The organism is Mixta mediterraneensis, assembly GCF_030283135.1.
GTDB classification, from domain to species: domain Bacteria; phylum Pseudomonadota; class Gammaproteobacteria; order Enterobacterales; family Enterobacteriaceae; genus Pantoea; species Pantoea mediterraneensis.
Genome location: NZ_JASUAZ010000044.1, coordinates 1 through 23413, shown reverse-complemented (window position 1 = coordinate 23413; position 23413 = coordinate 1). Strand labels below are relative to the sequence as shown.

Here is a 23413-nt window from a genome sequence, read left to right as displayed (position 1 = left end):
ATGTCTGAAGCTCCAAAAAAACGCTGGTACGTCGTGCAGGCGTTTTCCGGCTTTGAAGGCCGCGTAGCGCAGTCGTTACGTGAGCACATCAAATTGCATAACATGGAAGAACTGTTTGGCGACGTCATGGTTCCAACCGAAGAAGTGGTTGAGATCCGTGGTGGTCAGCGTCGTAAAAGCGAGCGCAAGTTTTTCCCTGGTTATGTTCTCGTGCAGATGGTTATGAACGATGCCAGTTGGCACCTTGTACGCAGTGTCCCTCGCGTAATGGGTTTCATTGGCGGAACGTCTGACCGTCCAGCACCTATTAGTGACAAAGAAGTTGATGCGATAATGAACCGCCTACAGCAGGTTGGTGATAAACCGCGTCCGAAAACGCTGTTTGAGCCAGGTGAAATGGTCCGCGTTAGTGATGGTCCGTTTGCAGACTTTAACGGTGTTGTCGAAGAAGTTGATTACGAAAAGAGTCGCCTGAAAGTGTCCGTCTCGATTTTTGGACGTGCTACCCCGGTTGAACTCGACTTCGGTCAGGTAGAAAAAGGCTAATCTTTTTCTGCTCAAAATTTAGCTATTGCAGCAGGCGCGAAATTTCACTACAATTTCGCGCCTTTTGTTTTTATGCGCTAATCAATAGCGTGTGAATTGTTATCACGGGGAGCCTGTCGATCCAGGCGCTAAAACCCATTTGAGGAAATGTCATGGCTAAGAAAGTACAAGCCTACGTTAAGCTGCAAGTCGCAGCTGGTATGGCGAACCCAAGTCCACCGGTTGGTCCAGCTCTGGGTCAGCAGGGTGTTAACATCATGGAATTTTGTAAAGCGTTCAACGCTAAAACAGAATCTTTGGAAAAAGGTCTGCCGATTCCTGTTGTTATCACTGTCTACAGTGACCGCTCTTTCACTTTCGTTACTAAAACGCCTCCAGCGGCCGTTCTGCTGAAAAAAGCAGCAGGCATCAAGTCTGGTTCTGGCAAGCCGAATAAAGAAAAAGTCGGTAAAGTAACCCGTACTCAGGTACGTGAAATCGCAGAAACTAAAGCTGCGGACATGACTGGTGCAGACGTTGAAGCGATGACTCGCTCCATCGAAGGTACTGCTCGTTCCATGGGCCTGGTAGTAGAGGATTAAGAAATGGCTAAGCTGACCAAGCGCATGAGCGTAATCCGCGACAAAGTGGACGCGACTAAACAGTATGACATCTCTGAAGCCGTTGCTCTGCTGAAAGAACTGGCTACGGCTAAATTCGTAGAAAGCGTTGACGTTGCAGTTAACCTGGGCATCGACGCGCGTAAATCAGATCAGAACGTACGTGGCGCGACTGTGCTGCCGCATGGTACTGGCCGTTCAGTACGCGTAGCCGTCTTTAGCCAGGGCGCAAACGCTGAAGCTGCTAAAGCAGCTGGCGCTGAGCTGGTAGGTATGGAAGATCTGGCTGAGCAGATCAAAAAAGGCGAAATGAATTTTGACGTTGTAATTGCTTCTCCGGATGCAATGCGCGTTGTAGGCCAGTTGGGCCAGATTCTGGGCCCACGTGGCCTGATGCCAAACCCGAAAGTTGGTACCGTAACACCTAACGTTGCAGAAGCGGTTAAGAACGCTAAAGCGGGTCAGGTTCGTTATCGTAACGATAAAAACGGCATCATCCACACCACCATTGGTAAAGTGGACTTTGACGCTGACAAATTGAAAGAAAACCTAGAATCTCTGCTGGTTGCGCTGAAAAAAGCAAAACCATCTCAGGCGAAAGGCGTGTATATCAAGAAAGTTAGCCTCTCCACTACCATGGGCGCTGGCGTTGCCATCGACCAGGCGGGTTTAAGCGCAACAGCAAACTAATTGCTGCTTGAAACGGGTGAAAAATTCGCCTAGAATCTTACGCCCGTTATGCTTTTAAGCATGCCAAAGTATTTAGGTTGGAGCCAGGCCTTATCCTGGCCTCCGTCCAAGACCGCAGGAGCCGCACATTTTCCAATGTAAGGCTTAATCCCCTGCGTAGACGGTGACAGAACCAAAAGAATTTTTTCTTAGCTGGATTCTGCTCACCGTGTAATAGCGCTTATTTTCCTTTGGGTAAGTAAGTGAAGTGAGTTCCGGAGAAATCCTTCTCCGGTCAAATCCAGGAGCAAAAGCTAATGGCATTAAATCTTCAAGACAAACAAGCGATTGTTGCTGAAGTCAGCGAAGTAGCCAAAGGTGCGCTTTCAGCGGTTGTTGCGGATTCCCGTGGCGTTACCGTTGATAAAATGACCGAACTGCGTAAAGCAGGTCGTGAAGCTGGCGTTTACATGCGTGTTGTTCGTAACACCCTGCTGCGCCGCGTCGTTGAAGGTACTCAGTTTGAGTGCCTGAAAGACACGTTTGTTGGTCCGACCCTGATTGCATATTCTATGGAACACCCGGGCGCTGCTGCTCGTTTGTTCAAAGATTTCGCGAAAGCGAATGCAAAATTTGAGGTCAAAGCTGCGGCCTTTGAAGGTGAGCTGATCACGGCGGCCAATATTGACCGTCTGGCAACGCTGCCGACTTACGAAGAAGCACTGGCACGTCTGATGTCGACCATGAAAGAAGCCGCTGCAGGCAAACTGGTCCGCACTCTGGCTGCTGTTCGCGATGCGAAAGAAGCGGCTTAAGGCCATATTCTTTTTCTTCGTACTTGCTAACGTATAAACTTTTTCTGATTCTTAGGAACAATTGTCATGTCTATCACTAAAGACCAAATTCTGGAAGCCGTTGCTGCTATGTCCGTAATGGAAGTAGTTGAGCTGGTTTCTGCTATGGAAGAAAAATTCGGCGTTTCTGCTGCTGCTGCTGTAGCTGTTGCTGCTGGCCCAGCTGAAGCTGTTGAAGAAAAAACTGAATTCGACGTTGTGCTGAAAGCTGTTGGCGCGAACAAAGTTGCTGTTATCAAAGCCGTTCGTACCGCAACGGGTCTGGGCCTGAAAGAAGCCAAAGATCTGGTTGAAGCAACTGGCGTAATCAAAGAAGGCATCAGCAAAGACGACGCAGCTGCACTTGAAGCTGCTCTGAAAGAAGCTGGCGCTGAAGTTGAAGTTAAGTAAGACAACCTTCGGGTTGCGGTCTGAGTAATTTCAGACTGATGGCTGGTGGCTTTTTGGTCACCAGCCTTTTTGCGCTCCAGGGCCTCAATGGGGTTTCACACTGTTTGACCATTGTTGCTCTTCAATATCTTTCTCTATCGACGACTTAATATACCGCTTTCCTGTGCGGGTTCCCTGCCCACGCAAAAGCGATGAAATGATTTAAGCGTGATAGAAAGAGGTATTGCACAACCTGCTGCGCAGGCTGTGAAACAAACAAAATCGTGTTGCATGAACTGTCCTTTCAGGACGGACAGCGTGGGTCGACTTGTCAGCTAGCTGAGGAACCCTATGGTTTACTCCTATACCGAGAAAAAACGTATTCGTAAGGATTTTGGTAAACGTCCACAAGTTTTGGACATACCTTATCTCCTTTCTATCCAGCTTGATTCGTTCCAGAAGTTTATCGAACAAGATCCAGAAGGTCAGTACGGACTGGAAGCTGCATTCCGTTCCGTCTTCCCGATCGCGAGCTACAGCGGCAATTCTGAGTTGCAGTATGTAAGCTATCGCCTGGGTGAACCTGTCTTTGACGTAAAAGAGTGTCAGATTCGTGGCGTGACCTATTCGGCACCGCTGCGCGTGAAATTACGTCTGGTGATCTATGAGCGCGAAGCGCCAGAAGGCACAGTAAAAGACATTAAAGAACAAGAAGTGTACATGGGTGAAATTCCACTCATGACCGATAACGGTACCTTTGTTATCAACGGTACTGAGCGTGTTATCGTTTCTCAGCTGCACCGTAGTCCTGGCGTGTTCTTCGACAGCGACAAGGGTAAAACCCACTCATCGGGTAAAGTGCTGTATAACGCACGTATCATCCCTTACCGCGGTTCATGGCTCGACTTCGAGTTTGACCCGAAAGACAATCTTTTTGTTCGTATTGACCGTCGTCGTAAGCTGCCGGCCAGTATTATTCTGCGCGCGTTGCAATACACAACTGCACAAATTCTCGATATTTTCTTCGAGAAAGTGGTGTTTGAAATTCGTGACAACAAGCTGCAGATGGAACTGGTGCCTGAGCGCCTGCGCGGTGAAACCGCCACCTTCGATATTGAAGCAAACGGCACGGTTTACGTTGAGAAAGCGCGTCGCATCACTGCTCGCCACATCCGTCAGCTGGAAAAAGATGGCATTCAGCACATTGAAGTGCCGGTCGAGTACATCGCGGGTAAAGTCGTTTCTAAAGATTACATTGATGAGAGCACTGGCGAGCTGATTATTGCTGCCAATATGGAGCTGTCACTGGATCTGCTGGCTAAATTGAGCCAGGCCGGTCACAAACGTATTGAAACGCTGTTTACTAACGATCTGGATCACGGTCCTTATATCTCCGAGACGCTGCGTGTTGACCCAACCAATGATCGCCTCAGTGCGCTGGTTGAGATCTATCGTATGATGCGTCCTGGTGAACCGCCAACGCGTGAAGCCGCAGAGAACCTGTTTGAAAACCTGTTCTTCTCTGAAGATCGTTACGATCTCTCTGCCGTAGGCCGCATGAAATTTAACCGTTCATTGCTGCGTGATGAAATCGAAGGTTCAGGCATCCTGAGCAAAGAAGACATCATCGACGTGATGAAAAAGCTGATCGACATCCGTAACGGTAAAGGCGAAGTGGACGATATTGACCACCTCGGTAACCGTCGTATTCGTTCAGTGGGTGAAATGGCTGAAAACCAGTTCCGCGTTGGACTGGTGCGTGTTGAACGCGCCGTTAAAGAGCGTCTTTCTCTGGGCGATCTTGACACCTTGATGCCGCAGGACATGATCAACGCTAAGCCAATTTCGGCCGCGGTGAAAGAGTTCTTCGGTTCAAGTCAGCTGTCACAGTTTATGGATCAGAACAACCCGTTGTCAGAAATTACGCATAAGCGCCGTATTTCTGCCCTCGGCCCAGGCGGCTTGACGCGTGAGCGTGCCGGCTTTGAAGTGCGTGACGTACATCCAACGCACTACGGTCGTGTTTGCCCAATCGAAACGCCGGAAGGCCCGAACATCGGTCTGATCAACTCCTTATCTGTTTATGCGCAGACTAACGAGTATGGCTTCCTGGAAACGCCTTATCGTCGTGTTATCGACAGTGTGGTTTCTGATGAAATCCATTACCTCTCGGCTATCGAAGAGGGGAATTATGTTATCGCTCAGGCGAACGCCCAGCTTGATGATAACGGCGCGTTTGTTGATGACCTGGTAACCTGCCGTAGCAAAGGTGAATCGAGCTTGTTTAGTCGTGATCAGGTTGACTACATGGACGTTTCCACTCAGCAGGTGGTTTCTGTCGGTGCATCACTGATCCCATTCCTTGAGCACGATGATGCTAACCGCGCCTTGATGGGTGCGAACATGCAACGTCAGGCCGTTCCAACGTTGCGCGCTGACAAGCCGCTGGTGGGTACGGGTATGGAGCGCGCGGTTGCGGTTGACTCTGGTGTTACTGCGGTAGCGAAACGTGGTGGTACCGTTCAGTACGTTGATGCTTCTCGTATCGTTATCAAAGTTAACGAAGACGAAATGCATGCAGGCGAAGCCGGCATCGATATTTACAACCTGACCAAATATACCCGTTCTAACCAGAACACCTGCATCAATCAGATGCCTTGTGTGTCGCTGAACGAGCCGGTTGAACGCGGCGACGTGTTGGCAGATGGCCCGTCTACCGATCTCGGTGAACTGGCGCTGGGCCAGAACATGCGCGTAGCGTTCATGCCATGGAACGGTTACAACTTTGAAGACTCCATTTTGGTCTCCGAGCGTGTGGTTCAGGAAGATCGCTTCACCACCATCCATATCCAGGAGCTGGCGTGTGTGTCTCGTGACACCAAGCTGGGGCCGGAAGAGATCACTGCTGATATTCCTAATGTGGGTGAAGCTGCGCTTTCTAAACTGGATGAATCCGGTATCGTTTATATCGGTGCAGAAGTGACCGGCGGCGATATTCTGGTAGGTAAAGTGACACCAAAAGGTGAAACCCAGCTAACGCCAGAAGAAAAACTGTTGCGCGCTATTTTTGGTGAAAAAGCCTCTGACGTAAAAGATTCGTCACTGCGCGTACCGAATGGCGTTTCAGGCACCGTTATTGATGTTCAGGTCTTTACCCGCGATGGCGTGGAGAAAGACAAGCGTGCGCTGGAAATCGAAGAGATGCAGCTGAAGCAGGCCAAAAAAGACCTGTCTGAAGAACTGAAAATCCTCGAAGCGGGCCTGTTCAGCCGTATCCAGGCGGTGCTGATTTCGGGTGGCGTTGAAGCTGACAAGCTGGACAAACTGCCGCGTGAGCGTTGGTTGGAACTGGGTCTGACTGATGAAGCCAGACAAAACCAGTTGGAACAGCTGGCTGAGCAGTACGACGAGCTGAAGCACGAGTTTGAGAAAAAACTCGAAGGTAAGCGCCGTAAGATCACCCAGGGCGATGATTTGGCTCCAGGTGTGCTGAAAATCGTTAAGGTTTACCTGGCCGTTAAACGTCAGATCCAACCGGGTGACAAGATGGCTGGTCGTCACGGGAACAAAGGTGTTATCTCCAAGATCAACCCGATCGAAGATATGCCTTACGATGAGAACGGTACGCCGGTCGACATCGTACTGAACCCACTGGGCGTACCATCGCGTATGAACATCGGTCAGATCCTTGAAACCCACCTGGGTATGGCGGCAAAAGGCATCGGTGAGAAGATCAACGCCATGCTGAAGAAGCAGGAAGAAGTCGCGAAACTGCGCGAGTTCATCCAGCGTGCTTATGATCTGGGCACTGATGTGCGTCAGAAAGTTGACCTGAACACCTTTAGCGATGACGAAGTTCTACGCTTAGCTGAGAACCTGAAAAAAGGTATGCCAATTGCGACGCCAGTATTTGACGGCGCGAAAGAGAGCGAGATCAAAGAGCTATTACAGCTCGGCGGCTTGCCTTCATCCGGTCAGATTACCTTGTTTGATGGTCGTACCGGTGAGCAGTTCGAACGTCAGGTAACCGTAGGTTATATGTACATGCTGAAACTCAACCACCTGGTTGATGACAAGATGCATGCGCGTTCTACCGGTTCCTACAGCCTGGTTACTCAGCAGCCGCTGGGTGGTAAGGCACAGTTCGGTGGTCAGCGCTTCGGTGAGATGGAAGTGTGGGCGCTGGAAGCATATGGCGCTGCATATACTCTGCAGGAAATGCTCACCGTTAAGTCTGATGACGTGAACGGTCGTACTAAGATGTATAAAAACATCGTAGACGGCAATCATCAGATGGAACCGGGCATGCCAGAATCCTTCAACGTACTGTTGAAAGAGATTCGCTCGCTGGGTATCAACATCGAGCTGGAAGACGAGTAACCCTGCATTTAAGCCGCGGTTATCTATGCGCGGCTTGTAAGATGTCGGGTTTAAGCGCTCGCAATTGTACTGGTTATGGGGCGTTCAATTTCGGTTGAACGCCCCTGAGAGTCTCACTCCGACGGGAGCTAATCCGTGAAAGACTTACTTAAGTTTCTGAAAGCGCAAACTAAAACCGAAGAGTTTGATGCGATCAAAATTGCGCTGGCTTCGCCAGACATGATCCGTTCCTGGTCTTTCGGTGAAGTGAAAAAGCCGGAAACCATTAACTACCGTACCTTCAAACCAGAGCGCGACGGTCTGTTCTGTGCCCGTATTTTCGGGCCGGTAAAAGACTACGAATGCTTATGCGGCAAGTACAAGCGCCTGAAGCATCGCGGTGTGATCTGTGAGAAGTGTGGGGTTGAAGTCACCCAAACTAAAGTGCGTCGTGAGCGCATGGGCCATATTGAACTGGCTTCGCCGACTGCGCATATCTGGTTCCTGAAATCACTGCCGTCACGTATCGGTTTGCTGCTGGATATGCCTTTACGTGATATCGAGCGCGTATTGTACTTTGAATCTTACGTTGTTATCGAAGGTGGCATGACCAACCTCGAAAAGCGTCAGATTCTGACTGAAGAGCAATATCTGGATGCGCTGGAAGAATTTGGTGATGAGTTCGACGCTAAAATGGGCGCCGAAGCGATCCAGGCATTGCTGAAAAACATGGATTTGGAGCAAGAGTGCGAGCAGCTGCGTGAAGTGCTGAACGAAACTAACTCTGAAACCAAGCGTAAAAAGCTGACCAAGCGTATCAAATTGCTGGAAGCGTTCGTTCAATCAGGTAACAAGCCTGAATGGATGATTCTGACTGTGCTGCCTGTGTTGCCGCCAGATCTGCGTCCGCTGGTGCCGCTGGACGGTGGTCGTTTCGCAACGTCAGATCTGAACGATCTGTATCGTCGCGTGATCAACCGTAACAACCGTTTGAAGCGTCTGTTAGATCTGGCTGCACCAGACATCATCGTGCGCAACGAAAAGCGTATGCTGCAGGAAGCGGTCGATGCCTTGCTGGACAACGGCCGTCGCGGTCGGGCGATCACGGGTTCTAACAAGCGTCCGCTGAAGTCGCTGGCTGACATGATCAAAGGTAAGCAGGGTCGTTTCCGTCAGAACCTGCTGGGTAAACGTGTCGACTACTCTGGTCGTTCGGTTATCACCGTGGGTCCATACCTGCGCCTGCATCAGTGCGGTCTGCCGAAGAAAATGGCACTGGAGCTATTCAAACCATTCATTTACGGCAAGCTGGAGCTGCGTGGTCTGGCCACCACCATCAAAGCCGCGAAGAAAATGGTTGAGCGTGAAGAAGCCGTAGTTTGGGATATCCTGGACGAAGTCATCCGCGAACACCCAGTGCTGCTAAACCGTGCACCAACACTGCACCGTCTGGGTATCCAGGCATTTGAACCGGTTCTGATCGAAGGTAAAGCTATCCAGCTGCACCCGCTGGTTTGTGCGGCCTATAACGCCGACTTCGATGGTGACCAGATGGCTGTTCACGTACCGCTGACGCTGGAAGCCCAGCTGGAAGCGCGTGCGCTGATGATGTCGACCAACAACATTCTGTCGCCAGCGAACGGTGAGCCAATCATCGTTCCTTCACAGGACGTTGTTTTGGGTCTGTACTATATGACCCGCGACAAAGTGAATGCCAAAGGTGAAGGCATGGTGCTGACCGGCCCGAAAGAAGCTGAGCGTGTTTACCGCGCTGGCCAGGCCGAGCTGCATGCGCGCGTTAAAGTGCGTATCACTGAATACAGCAAAAACGAGCAAGACGAATTCGTTGCAAAAACCAGCATTATCGACACCACTATTGGTCGTGCGATTCTGTGGATGATTGTGCCGCAAGGTCTGCCTTACTCCATCGTCAACCAGGCGCTGGGTAAAAAAGCTATTTCCAAAATGCTGAATACCTGTTACCGCATTTTGGGGCTGAAGCCGACCGTTATCTTTGCTGACCAGACCATGTACACCGGTTTCGCTTACGCGGCCCGTTCAGGTGCGTCTGTTGGTATTGACGACATGGTTATTCCGGCCAAGAAAGTGGAAATTATCTCTGAAGCTGAAGCCGAAGTGGCTGAAATTCAAGAGCAGTTCCAGTCTGGTCTGGTTACCGCAGGTGAACGTTATAACAAAGTCATCGATATCTGGGCTGCTGCGAACGAGCGTGTAGCGAAAGCGATGATGGAAAACCTCTCAACTGAAACCGTGATTAACCGTGACGGCGAAGAAGAGAAACAGGTTTCTTTTAACAGCATCTTTATGATGGCCGACTCTGGTGCGCGTGGTTCTGCTGCTCAGATTCGTCAGCTGGCGGGTATGCGTGGTTTGATGGCGAAGCCGGATGGCTCGATCATTGAAACACCCATCACGGCGAATTTCCGCGAAGGCCTGAACGTACTCCAGTACTTCATCTCAACGCACGGTGCGCGTAAAGGTCTTGCGGATACCGCACTGAAAACCGCTAACTCCGGTTATCTGACACGTCGTCTGGTTGACGTTGCGCAGGATCTGGTGGTTACCGAAGACGATTGCGGTACGCACGAAGGCATCATGATGACGCCGGTCATTGAAGGCGGCGATGTTAAAGAGCCGCTGCGTGAGCGTGTTCTGGGTCGTGTGACTGCAGAAGATGTGTTGAAGCCGGGTACTGCTGACATTCTGGTGCCACGTAACACGCTGCTCGATGAGCATTGGTGTGACGTATTGGAACTGAATTCCGTCGACAGCGTGAAAGTACGTTCTGTCGTTGGTTGTGAAACCGACTTTGGCGTGTGTGCACATTGCTACGGTCGCGATCTGGCACGTGGTCACATCATCAATAAAGGTGAAGCGATCGGTGTTATTGCTGCGCAGTCCATCGGTGAGCCAGGTACACAGCTGACGATGCGTACCTTCCACATCGGTGGTGCGGCATCACGTGCGGCAGCTGAATCCAGCGTTCAGGTGAAGAACAAAGGTACTATCAAGCTGACCAACGCGAAGTCGGTAACCAACTCCGCTGGCAAGCTGGTAATCACCTCGCGTAACGTCGAACTGAAAATGATCGACGAATTTGGCCGCACCAAAGAAAGCTATAAAGTGCCTTATGGTGCCACCATGGCGAAAGGTGACGGTGAGCAGGTTGCTGCAGGCGAAACAGTAGCGAACTGGGATCCGCATACTATGCCGGTTATCACTGAAGTGGGCGGTTTCATTCGCTTCACTGACATGATCGATGGCCAGACCATTACGCGTCAGACAGATGACTTAACGGGTCTGTCATCGCTGGTGGTACTGGACAGCGCCGAACGTACGTCGGGCGGTAAAGATCTGCGTCCTGCGCTGAAAATTGTTGATGCTAACGGCGATGATGTCCTGATCCCCGGCACTGACATGCCAGCTCAGTACTTCCTGCCGGGCAAAGCGATTGTTCAGCTGGAAGATGGCGTGAAAATCAGTTCCGGTGACACGCTGGCGCGTGTTCCACAGGAATCCGGCGGTACTAAGGATATTACCGGTGGTCTGCCACGCGTTGCTGACTTGTTTGAAGCGCGTCGTCCGAAAGAGCCAGCTATCCTGGCGGAGATTAGCGGTATCATCTCCTTCGGTAAAGAGACTAAAGGTAAGCGTCGCCTGGTGATCACACCGGTTGATGGTAGCGATCCATACGAAGAGATGATTCCGAAATGGCGTCAGCTGAACGTGTTCGAAGGTGAACGTGTTGAGCGTGGTGACGTAGTTTCCGATGGCCCAGAATCACCACATGACATTCTGCGCTTGCGTGGCGTTCATGCGGTGACGCGTTATATCACTAACGAAGTGCAGGACGTTTACCGTCTGCAGGGCGTTAAGATTAACGATAAGCACATCGAAGTTATCGTTCGTCAGATGCTGCGTAAAGCGACCATCATGAGCGCGGGTAGCACCGAGTTCCTGGAAGGTGAACAAGCAGAGTTTTCTCGCATCAAGATCGCTAACCGCGAACTGGAAGCGAACGGAAAAGTTGCTGCAACCTTTGCACGTGACCTGCTGGGTATCACCAAAGCGTCACTGGCAACCGAGTCGTTTATCTCTGCCGCATCGTTCCAGGAGACAACACGTGTCCTGACCGAAGCAGCCGTTGCGGGCAAACGCGACGAATTGCGTGGCCTGAAAGAGAACGTCATTGTGGGTCGTCTGATCCCGGCCGGTACGGGTTACGCTTATCATCAGGATCGTATGCGTCGCCGTCAGGTAGGCGAAGTCCAGGCTGTACCGCAAGTGACTGCGGATGAAGCCTCAGCGAGCCTGGCTGAGCTGTTGAATGCTGGTCTCGGTGGTAATAACGACGAATAATCGTTAGTCATGTAATAAAAAACCCTGCCTGGCAGGGTTTTTTTATGTCTTTCATTTAGCCTATTTCACTTATCGCCATTGAGGCTGCTGTGAATAACGATACCAAAGCTTTTGCTGTCCAGTTTTCACCCGCTGCGTGAGCCACATATCCAGCCTGTTATCCATTTCCACTTTGCGATCGTCATCGTCTGTTAACTGTCTCGTGAACGACCGCTGGCCAACAACACCGGGCAAGCATTGCTCCTGTTGAGTGTGGCAGTGAAACAGATAATCCTGAGCAAGAATACTAGCCATGAACGGGGAGAGAAACAGGGCCAGAAAGAGGAGGGAACCGGCCCTGGACAGGCGAAGCTTGCCTGACGGGAGCAACTTTACTCAGAACAAACAAGCCGCGCCAGTGACGAGCTTCATCACTGTGCACGGCTTCCCAGCTTTAAATCCACAATTGCAGCAGTAAATACGCGAATGTGGAGGCGCGTTCCATTACCGCGTTAACTAACGGTTTCAGGTTCGGCCAACGCCAGCAAAGTACGTGTTGCTTCCTGCCAGTCAGCAGCTTCTGTAATCGCACTAACTACCGCGATGCTACCCACGCCAGTTGCCAGCACATCAGGGGCTCGCGCGATGCTGATGCCGCCAATCGCCACGGTGGAAATATCCTGCAAGCGCGCCAGATGACGTTTCAGTTCGGTTAAGCCCTGCGGCGCAGAAGGCATTTCTTTTGTTTGCGTAGGAAAGATATGCCCGAGCGCAATGTAAGAGGGACGCAAAGCCAGGGCACGATCCAGCTCAGTATCATCGTGCGTCGAAATGCCTAAGCGTAATCCTGCCTGATTAATCAGTTCAAGGTTCGCAACATCCAGATCTTCCTGCCCAAGATGCACGCCATAGGCGTGATGTTTGATCGCCAGTCGCCAGTAATCATTGATGAAAAGGCGTGCGCGATAGCGTTTACCCAGCGCAATAGCCTGAGCGATAGCCGGTTCCACCACCTCGTTAGGTTGATCTTTAATCCGTAGCTGAATGGTGCGCACGCCAGCCTGCAGCAGCCGCTCAATCCACTCTACGTTATCAACTACCGGATAAAGCCCTAAGCGCGGCGCGGTTGCGGGAAATGCATTCATATTTTCTCCTCCTGAATAGCGTCCGCAGAGTGGTAAAGTTCTCCTCCACGGCTGCGAAAAGTATCGGACATTTTTGCCATGCCAATTTCAATCGGCTGTGCGGCGGCTTCCTGACGTGCGGCGTAGTCGCGCACTTCCTGTGTAATTTTCATCGAACAGAATTTGGGGCCGCACATAGAGCAAAAATGTGCCACTTTGCCGGATTCTTGCGGCAGCGTTTCATCGTGATAAGCCCGTGCCGTATGGGGGTCCAGTGCCAGATTAAACTGATCTTCCCAGCGAAATTCAAAACGCGCTTTAGACATGGCGTTATCACGGATCTGCGCGCCGGGATGACCTTTCGCGAGATCGGCGGCATGGGCGGCAATCTTATAAGTGATTAAACCTTGCTTCACGTCTTCTTTATTTGGCAGACCAAGGTGCTCTTTTGGCGTGACGTAACACAGCATCGCACAGCCAAACCAGCCAATCATTGCTGCACCAATACCTGAAGTGAAATGATCGTATCCCGGTGCGATGTCAGTCGTGAGTGGACCGAGGGTGTAAAACGGCGCTTCATGGCAGTGCGCCAGCTGCTCCGTCATGTTGCGACGAATCATCTGCATGGGTACATGCCCCGGACCTTCAATCATCACCTGAACATCATATTCCCAGGCGATCTTCGTCAGCTCACCTAACGTATGCAGTTCGGCAAATTGCGCTTCGTCGTTGGCATCCTGAATCGAGCCGGGCCGCAAGCCATCTCCCAGCGACAGCGAAACGTCATAGGCGGCACAGATTTCACAGATGTCACGGAAATGCTGATAAAGAAAACTCTCTTTGTGATGCGATAAACACCATTTAGCCATAATCGAGCCGCCACGCGAAACAATACCGGTCAGGCGTTTGGCAGTCATCGGCACGTAACGCAACAACACGCCGGCATGGATGGTGAAATAGTCAACGCCTTGCTCGGCTTGCTCCAGCAACGTGTCGCGGAAAATTTCCCAGTTAAGGTCCTCTGCCACGCCATTTACTTTTTCCAGCGCCTGATAAATGGGCACGGTACCAATCGGAACCGGGCTGTTACGCAGGATCCATTCACGGGTTTCATGGATATAACGCCCGGTGGAAAGATCCATTACCGTGTCGGCTCCCCAACGAGTCGACCAGACCAGCTTTTCCACTTCTTCTTCGATCGAAGACGTAACCGCTGAATTACCAATATTGGCGTTCACCTTCACCAGGAAGTTGCGGCCAATGATCATTGGTTCCGATTCAGGATGATTGATATTGGCGGGAATAATGGCGCGACCGTCGGCGACTTCCTGTCGGACAAACTCGGGGGTAATATTTTCTGGCAGGTGCGCATCAAAGCTGTGTCCTGCGTGCTGTTGCAGCAACACATCGCCACGAATACGCTCGCGACCCATATTTTCGCGCAGCGCAATATATTCCATCTCAGGTGTGATGATGCCCTGACGTGCATAATGCAGCTGCGTCACACAGCGGCCCGCTCTGGCACGACGTGGTTTGGGCAAATGCTCGAAACGCAGATGATCGAGACCGTCATCGGCCAGGCGCTGTTGGGTGTAGGTTGAGCTTGTTTGCCCGAGGTTTTCACTGTCATTGCGTTCGGTAATCCAGCCCGCACGCAGCTTTTCAAGGCCGCGGTGTACATCAATTTGCGCCTCGGGATCGCCGTAGGCACCCGCAGTGTCATACACGGGCACCGCTTCGTTGTCTTCATAACGAGGATTATCTTTGCTTCCGCCCGCCAGGGTTGGGCTGAGCTGTATTTCGCGCATTGGCACGCGAATGTCATTACGGCTGCCAGTGATCCAAATGCGTTTAGAGTTAGGGAATGCGCTGCCGCCCTGTAGTGAATCTATAAATTTCTGCGCCTGGGCACGTTGTTCGCGACGGTTGGTTTTCGACATAGACATAGCAATTTTCCAGTTAAAGGGGAACGTTGCTTGTCCGGAGTTCGGAAGGAGTAAGCGATACGGTGGACAACGTGTTGCCAGCGTACGGATAAAATTTACTCTTGTTCCCTACGCAGGTTCTAACCTGGTCAGGTTCCGCGGATCCCGAATGAACGGTCTCAGCCCTAAGGCACTCCGACAAGAAATTAAAAACGGGTTTATCAGACTTTCGTCGTCAAAACCCATCCAGCATAGAAGGGCTGATAGATAATCACAAGATATTTACATGCGCTTAACGCTAAGCGGGGCGAGTGAGGTGATTATCGTTAGCTACCGGTGGGCGCGCCAGCTGGTGATCCCATGTGAGTTGAATCAATTTATCTTCCAGCGTGAAGCGTGCTTCCAGGACTTCCCCCACTTCAGACAGGGCTTGCTGGAAAGTCATGCAGTTATCATCGTCAATCGATTGCTGTAAGTGACCATCATAGATCTGCATCAGACGTTCAGTATTTGCCTCAAGCGGCGGATAGAACTGTGCTGCAGCAATCATTGGGTTGTCGCCATTCATTTCGCTCACCACGCGCTCGTAAATACTGAAATGCCCGGCAGAAAGGTAGTCGACTAAGCCGTGACAAAAATTATCCAGCGCCTGTTCATCCAGCGTCGTTAACGCCTCTTTGTTAGGTTTCATTCCTATTAAATGGTAATAAGCGACCAGGAGCTGACGACGGGCTTCAAGCCACGAATCGATGAGTTCGCTGCTGCCACCTACGCGCTCGGTCAGTACGTCTAACTGGTTAAGCATATCTAACTCCATGTGAGTTATAGTTGTTTGTCTACACACTTAACATCAGGACTTCAGCGTGTTGTTTAACGCTAAGGATGACGAAAAAAATGCAATGCGAGATCTCAAGCGTAGACGCTGGATGGTGGGTTGTCAGCCATGAGCAAAAACTTTGGCTACCGCAGGGCGATTTGCCGCATGGAACTGCAAAGAAGTTTGGCTTAGTCGGCAGTAAAGGTCAGGTCATTGGCGAGTGGCAAGGTGAAAAAGTCTGGCTCATCTGCGAATCGCGTGCCGAGAGTATGCTGTCGGTACGGCAATTAATTGATGAAGAGGTTGGGTTATTTCAACTTGCCGGACGGGGTGTTCAGCTGGCTGAATTTTATCGTTCCCATCGATGGTGCGGCTATTGCGGCCACGAAATGCACCGTAGCAAACTTGAGTTCGCCTGTTTGTGCAGCCATTGTCGTGAACGTTATTACCCACAAATTGCACCCTGTATCATTGTTGCCATACGGCGTGGTGAGGAAATTTTGTTGGCGAATCACGCGCGGCATCGCAATAACGTTTATACCGTGCTGGCGGGATTCGTCGAAGTGGGCGAAACCCTGGAACAAGCTGTCGCGCGTGAAGTGATGGAAGAGAGTAACGTGCGGGTAAAAAATGTACGCTATGTGACTTCTCAACCCTGGCCTTTTCCGCAGTCGCTCATGGTGGCTTTTATGGCGGAATATGACAGTGGCGAACTGCAACATGATGGCAAGGAGCTGCTGGATGCCGCCTGGTTCCGCTATGACGCGCTGCCAGTATTACCGCCGCCTGGCACTGTGGCGCGCCGTCTGATAGAAGACACCGTAGCCATCTGCCGCGCCGGTGCATAAGGAAAGTGCTACACTACGCGCCTGAAATTGAGAGAGCCTTAAAATGAATGAACTGAAGAATGATCGTTACCTGCGCGCCCTGTTACGTCAGCCGGTTGATGTCACACCGGTCTGGATGATGCGACAAGCCGGGCGTTACTTACCGGAGTACAAAGCGACCCGCGCCGAAGCGGGTGATTTTATGTCGCTATGTAAAAACGCCGAGCTGGCTTGTGAGGTGACGCTGCAACCGCTACGCCGCTATGCGCTGGACGCAGCGATCCTTTTCAGCGATATTCTGACCATCCCCGATGCAATGGGTCTCGGCCTGTACTTTGAAGCCGGTGAGGGCCCGCGCTTCTCAAACCCTGTTACCTGCCGTGCCGATGTTGAACGCCTGCCGGTTCCTGACCCAGAACAAGAACTGGGTTATGTAATGAACGCGGTGCGTACTATTCGCAAGAATCTGCAAGGCGCAGTCCCGCTGATTGGCTTTTCAGGCAGCCCCTGGACACTGGCAACGTATATGGTTGAAGGCGGCAGCAGCAAAGCTTTCACTAAAATTAAAAAGATGATGTATGCCGATCCCACAACTCTGCATGCGCTGCTGGATAAACTGGCGGATAGCGTCATTTTGTATCTGAATGCGCAGATCCGCGCCGGGGCACAATCGGTGATGGTGTTCGATACATGGGGCGGTGTACTTACCGGTCGCGATTATCGCGAATTTTCACTTTATTACATGCATAAAATCGTCGACAGCGTGCTGCACGAAAACGAAGGTCGCCGCGTACCGATTACCCTGTTCACTAAAGGTGGGGGACAATGGCTGGAAGCGATGGCGGAAACTGGCTGTGATGCACTGGGTCTTGACTGGACGACGGATATAGGTGATGCCCGCCGCCGCGTAGGCGACAAAGTCTCTTTGCAGGGAAATATGGATCCTTCTATGCTGTATGCACCGCCTGCACGCATTGAACAGGAAGTTGCCGGAATTCTGGAAGGTTTTGGCAAAGGTGAGGGACACGTGTTTAACCTTGGTCACGGCATTCATCAGGACGTCCCACCTGAACACGCGGGTGCGTTTGTTGAAGCGGTGCATCGCTTGTCTCGACCCTGGCATCAGGAGTAAAAATGGATATCGCCGCACTACGTGCTGAGCAACTTCAACGTGCCGCTGATGTGGTGCGGGAGGATGATTTTGACGTGCTGCCGCCGCGTTTTATTGGCGGTGCGGACGTCGGCTTTGAGCAGGATGGCACGGTTACGCGTGCCGCTATGGTCCTCCTGGAGTATCCCTCCTTAAAGCTGGTCGAACACCGTATCGCACGCATTGAAACCACCATGCCGTATATCCCAGGCTTTCTCTCCTTTCGTGAATATCCAGCCCTGCTGGCGGCCTGGCAGTTGCTTGAACAAAAGCCTGATCTGCTGTTTGTGGATGGCCACGGCATTTCACACCCCCGTCGCCTTGGTGTGGCATCCCATTTTGGTTTGCTGGTGGATGTACCCACTATCGGTGTAGCAAAACGTCGTTTGTGTGGCCGTTATGAGGATGTTGATGCACAGCCAGGCAGCCGTCAGCCTCTGATCGATAAAGGTGAGCAGATTGGCTGGGTATGGCGTAGCAAGCTGCGTTGCAATCCGCTGTTTATTGCCACAGGGCATCGCGTGAGTCTCGACAGCGCGCTGCATTGGGTAGAAAACTGTATGCGCGGCTATCGTTTGCCTGAGCCTACGCGGTGGGCAGATGCCGTTGCCTCAAACCGAACGGCTTTCCAGCGCTGGCAAAACGCGCTTTAACACTGTTTATGCGGCATTTTTGCGATACACTGCCGCCAGCTAAATGAATAAGAGCCACCTTCATGTTACAAAACCCCGTTCACCTGCGTCTGGCGAAGCTGGAAAGCTGGCAGCATTTGACTTTTATGGCCTGTCTTTGCGAACGCATGTTTCCCAATTATTGGGCTTTTTGCGCGCAGACGCAGTTTGCCGATCCGGCGCTTTATCGTCGTATTCTCGATTTAATTTGGGAAAACCTCACGGTCAAAGACGCGAAAATCAATTTCGACAGCCAACTTGAAAAGCTGGAAGCCGCTATTCCTGACGGTGATGCTTTTGAAGTCTATGGCGTTTATCCCGCTATCGATGCCTGCGTGGCGTTAAGTGAAGTGCTGCATGCGCAGTTAAGCGGTGAAACGCTGGAGCATGCGATTAACGTCAGCGAGAGTTCGATCACCACTGTAGCGATGCTGGAAATGACGCAGACAGGTCGTGAAATGACTGACGAAGAGCTACGTGAAAACCCCGCCGTCATTGATGAATGGGACCTGCAATGGGAGATTTTTCGCCTGCTCGCAGGCTGCGAAGAGCGTGACCTTGAATTGATCAAAGGACTTCGAGCGGACCTGCGTGAAGCGGGAATCAGTAACATCGGTATAAAATTCCAGCAATAAGGCGAGAAAACGTGACTTCAGGCCCGAATTACCGCGCCTGGAGGCTTCACATCGGCCCCCTGTCTGGTCTACATTTGGGGGGCTGAAAATTGTGGCTATCGGTGCGTGCAGGCTGAAGAGTGCCAGAATATGGCTTTTCCCTCGCACTCGTTGCTTAGCAAGCGATAAATACACTTTAAGGATAACTTATGAACAAGACTCAACTGATTGATGTGATCGCGGAAAAAGCTGACCTGTCTAAAACACAGGCTAAGGCAGCGCTGGAATCTACTCTGGCTGCGATCACTGAGTCTCTGAAAGATGGTGATGCTGTACAACTGGTTGGTTTTGGTACTTTTAAAGTGAACCACCGCGCTGAGCGTACCGGTCGCAACCCGCAGACTGGCAAAGAGATCAAAATCGCTGCAGCAAACGTACCGGCATTCGTGTCTGGTAAAGCGCTGAAAGACGCCGTTAAGTAAGTCGTCGCACTGCGGTCAAGCCTTAAAACAGGGGGCGTTTTCGCCCCTTTTGTTTAAGAGGCCAACTACCATGTCTCCGCTGTACCAGCGTTTAACCGCTCTGATCCTCCCTCTCTTCTTTACTGGATGCAGTTCAACTGCCGATATTCCGGCTTTTTCTGCCAGTGGTTATCTTGCCGATCGCGGTGCCGTGCGCATCTGGCGCAAGAATAGTGACCATCAGTCGATTCACCTGCACACCATTTTCACGCCTTTTAATAGCGATATGGTTGAAACCACCGATTATATCTGGCTGGAAGATGCCTTGATCAGCGTACAGCGAAAAGTGAGGGGTAAACAGACGGATGATGTTACGCTGCGTTTTGATCAGAAAGGTCATTTGAATTTTATGCAGCGTCAGCTTGCAGGACGGCGTGAGGCTGTTAGCCCGGATGCCGTTGAGCTGTATAAGTTCGACGCACAACGTATGCGTAAAGTCAGTGATGTGCTGTTAAGTGGTCAGGTGTTGCTCAAACAAGGACACTGGCAAGGTAGTCATACCGTTCAGACCTGTGAAGGACAGCAGGTTACGCCAGCCTTTGATGCAAACGCATTACAGACACTGGCGCAGCAGCAGCGCGGGGCAAAAATACCGTTAATGGTTTCATGGCTGGAAGCACCGGAAGGTGTTCAGCTTTTGCTGGTAAGTCAGCGTAATGACTGCGCAGAGCAGCCAAAAGAAGCAGATTTATAAGACAATAAAAAGGGACACGAATGCCCCTTTTTTGCTTATTTGCGGTTAATGGCGCGGTAGCCAATATCGCGCCGGCAGAAACTGCCTTGCCATGATATGGGCTGTGCCAGTTCATAAGCGCGCTTCTGAGCTGCGGCAACATCGTCTCCTAATGCCGTCACACACAGTACGCGACCACCGTTAGTCAGTACCAAATCATCTGCAAGACGCGTTCCCGCATGGAAAACTTTGCCATCGGCGGTTTCTTCAAGCGGCAATCCATGGATCTGATTACCCGTGCTGTAGTTGCCGGGATAGCCACCGGCTGCCAGCACGACACCCAGCGCGGGACGCGGATCCCACTGCGAATCTTTCTTGTCCAGTTTGCTTTCACAGGCAGCCAGGCAAAGATCCACCAGATCCGACTGAAGGCGCAGCATGATCGGTTGCGTTTCCGGATCGCCAAAGCGACAGTTGAATTCGATCACTTTCGGCTGACCTGACGGATCGATCATTAACCCTGCATACAGAAAACCGGTATAGACGTTACCTTCTGCTGCCATACCACGTACGGTAGGCCAGATAACCTGGTCCATCACGCGCTGGTGGATCTCATCAGACACTACCGGAGCCGGGGAGTAAGCGCCCATGCCGCCAGTATTTGGACCGGTATCACCATCGCCGACACGTTTGTGATCCTGACTGGTGGCCATGGGCAATACATGCTCGCCATCAACCATCACAATAAAACTGGCTTCTTCGCCATCCAGGAACTCTTCAATAACGATGCGGTGACCCGCGTCACCGAAGGCATTACCCGCCAGCATATCGTGCACGGCATCTTCTGCTTCCTGCAACGTCATCGCAACGATCACCCCTTTACCGGCTGCGAGTCCATCCGCTTTAATGACAATAGGCGCGCTTTTTTCGCGCAGGTAGGCCAGCGCAGGTTCGACTTCGGTAAAATTTTGATATTCCGCGGTGGGAATTTTATGGCGAGCGAGGAAATCTTTCGTGAAAGCTTTGGAGCCTTCCAGCTGCGCAGCGGCTTGCGTTGGGCCGAAAATTTTCAGACCTGCGGCGCGGAAAGTATCAACCACGCCAATTACTAAGGGCGCTTCAGGCCCGACAATCGTCAGATCAATTTTTTCACGCTGGGCAAATTCCAGCAGGCCAGCTATATCGGTCGGGTTGATAGCAACGTTTTGCAGCGCAGGTTCTAAGGCAGTGCCTGCGTTACCCGGCGCAACAAATACAGTTTCAGCCAGCGGCGATTGCGCGGCCTTCCATGCCAGCGCGTGTTCACGTCCGCCATTACCGATAACTAAAATTTTCATTGTTAATTCTCCAGACGATTAATGACGGAAATGTCGCATTTCAGTAAAGATCATTGCAATGCCGTGTTCATCGGCGGCAGCAATGACTTCATCATCACGAATGGAACCGCCCGGTTGAATTACGCAGCTCACGCCAACAGCGGCAGCAGCATCAATCCCGTCCCGGAACGGGAAGAAAGCATCAGATGCCATTGCAGAACCTTTTACTTCCAGTCCTTCATCACCGGCTTTAATCCCGGCAATTTTGGCGGAGTAAACGCGGCTCATCTGACCGGCGCCAATGCCAATGGTCATATTGTCGCGTGCGTAAACAATGGCATTCGATTTAACGAATTTCGCGACTTTCCAGCAGAACAGCGCATCACGCAGTTCCTGTTCGGTTGGCTGACGCTTACTGACTACGCGCAATTGGCTGGCTTCAGTCATGCCCAAATCGCGATCCTGTACCAGCAAACCGCCATTGACACGTTTGAAATCCAGACCTTTAACGCGTTCCTGCCATTGACCACAAATCAGGACGCGAACGTTTTGCTTGCCAGACGTGACCTTCAGTGCGGCTTCAGTTGCAGAAGGCGCAATAATCACTTCGACAAACTGGCGACTGATAATCGCTTGCGCCGTTGCTTCGTCCAGCTCACGGTTAAAGGCAATAATACCGCCGAAGGCTGACGTTGGATCTGTTTGGTAAGCGCGCTCATAAGCCGCGAGAAGAGAAGTGTCCACCGCGACACCGCAAGGGTTAGCGTGCTTAACGATGACACAGGCGGGTTCGCTAAATTCTTTTACGCATTCCAGTGCGGCATCCGTATCGGCGATATTATTGTAAGACAGCGCCTTGCCCTGAACCTGTAATGCAGTTGCAACGGAAGCCTCCTGCACATTCTCTTCTATATAGAACGCCGCATCCTGGTGGCTGTTTTCGCCGTAACGCATATCCTGCTTTTTGATGAAGTTCAGATTAAGGGTCCGCGGGAAGCGGCCAGCCGGTTCTTTACTTTCGCCATGGTAAGCAGGAACCAGGCTACCGAAATAGTTGGCAATCATGCTGTCATAGGCAGCAGTATGTTCAAAGGCTTTGATCGCCAGATCGAAACGGGTCGCCAGTGTCAGGGAGTTTTCGTTGGCATCCAGCTCGGCCACGATGGCTTCGTAGTCGCTGCTCTTAACGACAATCGCGACATCTTTATGGTTTTTCGCAGCAGAGCGCACCATCGTCGGGCCACCAATATCGATGTTTTCTACTGCATCTTCCAGTGAACAACCCTCACGAGCGACAGTTTGCGCAAAGGGATACAGGTTAACGACCACCATATCGATGGGACTAATAGAGTGCTGCGCCATAATGGCATCATCCTGGCCACGACGGCCCAGAATGCCGCCATGTACTTTCGGGTGCAGCGTTTTGACACGTCCATCCATCATCTCTGGGAAACCGGTATAGTCAGACACTTCAGTGACAGGAAGGCCTGCATCAGCCAGTAGGCGAGCTGTGCCACCCGTGGAGAGCAGTTCGACACCGCGGTTGGAAAGCGCCTGAGCAAACTCGAGAATGCCGGCTTTATCAGAAACACTGAGCAGAGCGCGGCGTACAGGACGACGTTGTTGCATGGTGGTTTTATCCCTTGGCTTTGTTTCGCGTAAATAAGAGCGTTACATCAAGCTTAATGATCTCTTTTATATATAAAGAGAAAGAAAACTTCAGGTAACGCCTCGAAAAGGGGTGTCCGTCACATCGCGGGGCATTGTAGCGAAAACGTTTGCGTGATGCTTGCCTAAATTCGCACAATCGGAAAATGTGGATAACCCTGTGTGTAACTGCGTATAAGGCGGGACTTTGCTGTGGAATGCAGCGAACGCGTATTTTTATTGAATTTATCGGTTGCGCATGCCGAACAACTCCCTATAATGCGCCTCCACTGACACGGCACACCGGCTTACGGTATGACGTGCTGGCAGGTTCGGGAGACTGAGCCGCCGGAGAAAAACTTCTCAGAAAGAA

The 23413-nt window shown here is 51.5% G+C and carries 18 protein-coding genes and 1 riboswitch; of the genes, 13 read left to right on the top strand and 5 right to left on the bottom strand.

Annotation, left to right across the window (positions count from 1 at the left end):
* The 7 genes from nusG (at window position 1) to rpoC (ending at window position 11776) form a co-directional block, all read left to right on the top strand.
* Window positions 1–546, top strand: a complete 546-nt coding sequence (gene nusG, locus QRY16_RS18250) for a transcription termination/antitermination protein NusG (protein WP_052902641.1) — start codon at window positions 1–3, stop codon at window positions 544–546.
* A 152-nt stretch (window positions 547–698) separates the two neighbouring features.
* Window positions 699–1127 (top strand): 50S ribosomal protein L11, encoded by a 429-nt coding sequence (gene rplK / locus QRY16_RS18245; RefSeq protein WP_193405763.1) that lies wholly within the window; start codon window positions 699–701, stop codon window positions 1125–1127.
* A gap of 3 nt (window positions 1128–1130) precedes the next feature.
* Window positions 1131–1835, top strand: coding sequence for a 50S ribosomal protein L1 (rplA, locus tag QRY16_RS18240; protein WP_193405764.1), 705 nt, complete (start codon window positions 1131–1133; stop codon window positions 1833–1835).
* 296 nt (window positions 1836–2131) lie between these two features.
* On the top strand, window positions 2132–2629 hold the full coding sequence (gene rplJ / locus QRY16_RS18235; RefSeq protein ID WP_003848098.1) for a 50S ribosomal protein L10: 498 nt from the start codon (window positions 2132–2134) through the stop codon (window positions 2627–2629).
* 66 nt (window positions 2630–2695) lie between these two features.
* A complete protein-coding gene (rplL, locus tag QRY16_RS18230) occupies window positions 2696–3058 on the top strand; it encodes a 50S ribosomal protein L7/L12 (RefSeq protein WP_009092660.1) in 363 nt (120 codons plus the stop codon).
* A gap of 330 nt (window positions 3059–3388) precedes the next feature.
* Window positions 3389–7417: a DNA-directed RNA polymerase subunit beta gene (gene rpoB / locus QRY16_RS18225; protein WP_193405766.1), complete on the top strand. Its 4029-nt coding sequence runs from the start codon at window positions 3389–3391 to the stop codon at window positions 7415–7417.
* A 135-nt stretch (window positions 7418–7552) separates the two neighbouring features.
* Window positions 7553–11776 (top strand): DNA-directed RNA polymerase subunit beta', encoded by a 4224-nt coding sequence (gene rpoC / locus QRY16_RS18220; RefSeq protein ID WP_289777609.1) that lies wholly within the window; start codon window positions 7553–7555, stop codon window positions 11774–11776.
* A gap of 491 nt (window positions 11777–12267) precedes the next feature.
* Here rpoC and thiE read toward each other — a convergent pair whose 3' ends face one another.
* From thiE to rsd, 3 genes are all read right to left on the bottom strand, one after another.
* Window positions 12268–12900 carry a thiamine phosphate synthase gene (gene thiE / locus QRY16_RS18215; RefSeq protein WP_289777608.1) on the bottom strand — a complete coding sequence of 211 codons (633 nt, stop codon included), beginning with the start codon at window positions 12898–12900 and terminating at the stop codon, window positions 12268–12270.
* Entirely contained in the window at window positions 12897–14825 is a 1929-nt protein-coding gene (gene thiC, locus QRY16_RS18210) for a phosphomethylpyrimidine synthase ThiC (RefSeq protein ID WP_289777607.1), read from the bottom strand. The genes thiE and thiC overlap by 4 nt, the downstream gene beginning before the upstream one ends.
* A gap of 88 nt (window positions 14826–14913) precedes the next feature.
* Window positions 14914–15012, bottom strand: a riboswitch (TPP riboswitch).
* 90 nt (window positions 15013–15102) lie between these two features.
* Complete coding sequence (rsd, locus tag QRY16_RS18205; protein ID WP_193405770.1) at window positions 15103–15609, bottom strand: sigma D regulator; 507 nt, start codon at window positions 15607–15609, stop codon at window positions 15103–15105.
* Window positions 15610–15698: 89 nt separating this feature from the next.
* On the opposite strand from rsd, the gene nudC reads away from it, so the two are divergent.
* From nudC to QRY16_RS18175, 6 genes are all read left to right on the top strand, one after another.
* The gene (nudC, locus tag QRY16_RS18200; RefSeq protein WP_289777606.1) at window positions 15699–16469 is read left to right on the top strand and encodes an NAD(+) diphosphatase; all 771 of its coding nucleotides are present in this window, start codon (window positions 15699–15701) and stop codon (window positions 16467–16469) included.
* 43 nt (window positions 16470–16512) lie between these two features.
* Window positions 16513–17580 carry a uroporphyrinogen decarboxylase gene (hemE, locus tag QRY16_RS18195; RefSeq protein WP_289777605.1) on the top strand — a complete coding sequence of 356 codons (1068 nt, stop codon included), beginning with the start codon at window positions 16513–16515 and terminating at the stop codon, window positions 17578–17580.
* 2 nt (window positions 17581–17582) lie between these two features.
* Window positions 17583–18251 (top strand): deoxyribonuclease V, encoded by a 669-nt coding sequence (gene nfi / locus QRY16_RS18190; protein WP_289777604.1) that lies wholly within the window; start codon window positions 17583–17585, stop codon window positions 18249–18251.
* Between the two features lie 62 nt (window positions 18252–18313).
* Window positions 18314–18904 carry a YjaG family protein gene (locus tag QRY16_RS18185; RefSeq protein WP_289777603.1) on the top strand — a complete coding sequence of 197 codons (591 nt, stop codon included), beginning with the start codon at window positions 18314–18316 and terminating at the stop codon, window positions 18902–18904.
* A gap of 188 nt (window positions 18905–19092) precedes the next feature.
* Window positions 19093–19365, top strand: a complete 273-nt coding sequence (hupA, locus tag QRY16_RS18180; protein WP_003850136.1) for a nucleoid-associated protein HU-alpha — start codon at window positions 19093–19095, stop codon at window positions 19363–19365.
* Window positions 19366–19435: 70 nt separating this feature from the next.
* Complete coding sequence (locus QRY16_RS18175; RefSeq protein ID WP_289777602.1) at window positions 19436–20098, top strand: DUF1481 domain-containing protein; 663 nt, start codon at window positions 19436–19438, stop codon at window positions 20096–20098.
* 35 nt (window positions 20099–20133) lie between these two features.
* Here the strand turns inward: QRY16_RS18175 and purD are convergent, their stop codons facing one another.
* Window positions 20134–21414: a phosphoribosylamine--glycine ligase gene (purD, locus tag QRY16_RS18170; protein WP_289777601.1), complete on the bottom strand. Its 1281-nt coding sequence runs from the start codon at window positions 21412–21414 to the stop codon at window positions 20134–20136.
* An 18-nt stretch (window positions 21415–21432) separates the two neighbouring features.
* A complete protein-coding gene (gene purH, locus QRY16_RS18165; RefSeq protein WP_289777600.1) occupies window positions 21433–23022 on the bottom strand; it encodes a bifunctional phosphoribosylaminoimidazolecarboxamide formyltransferase/IMP cyclohydrolase in 1590 nt (529 codons plus the stop codon).
* Between the last annotated feature and the right edge of the window lie 391 nt (window positions 23023–23413).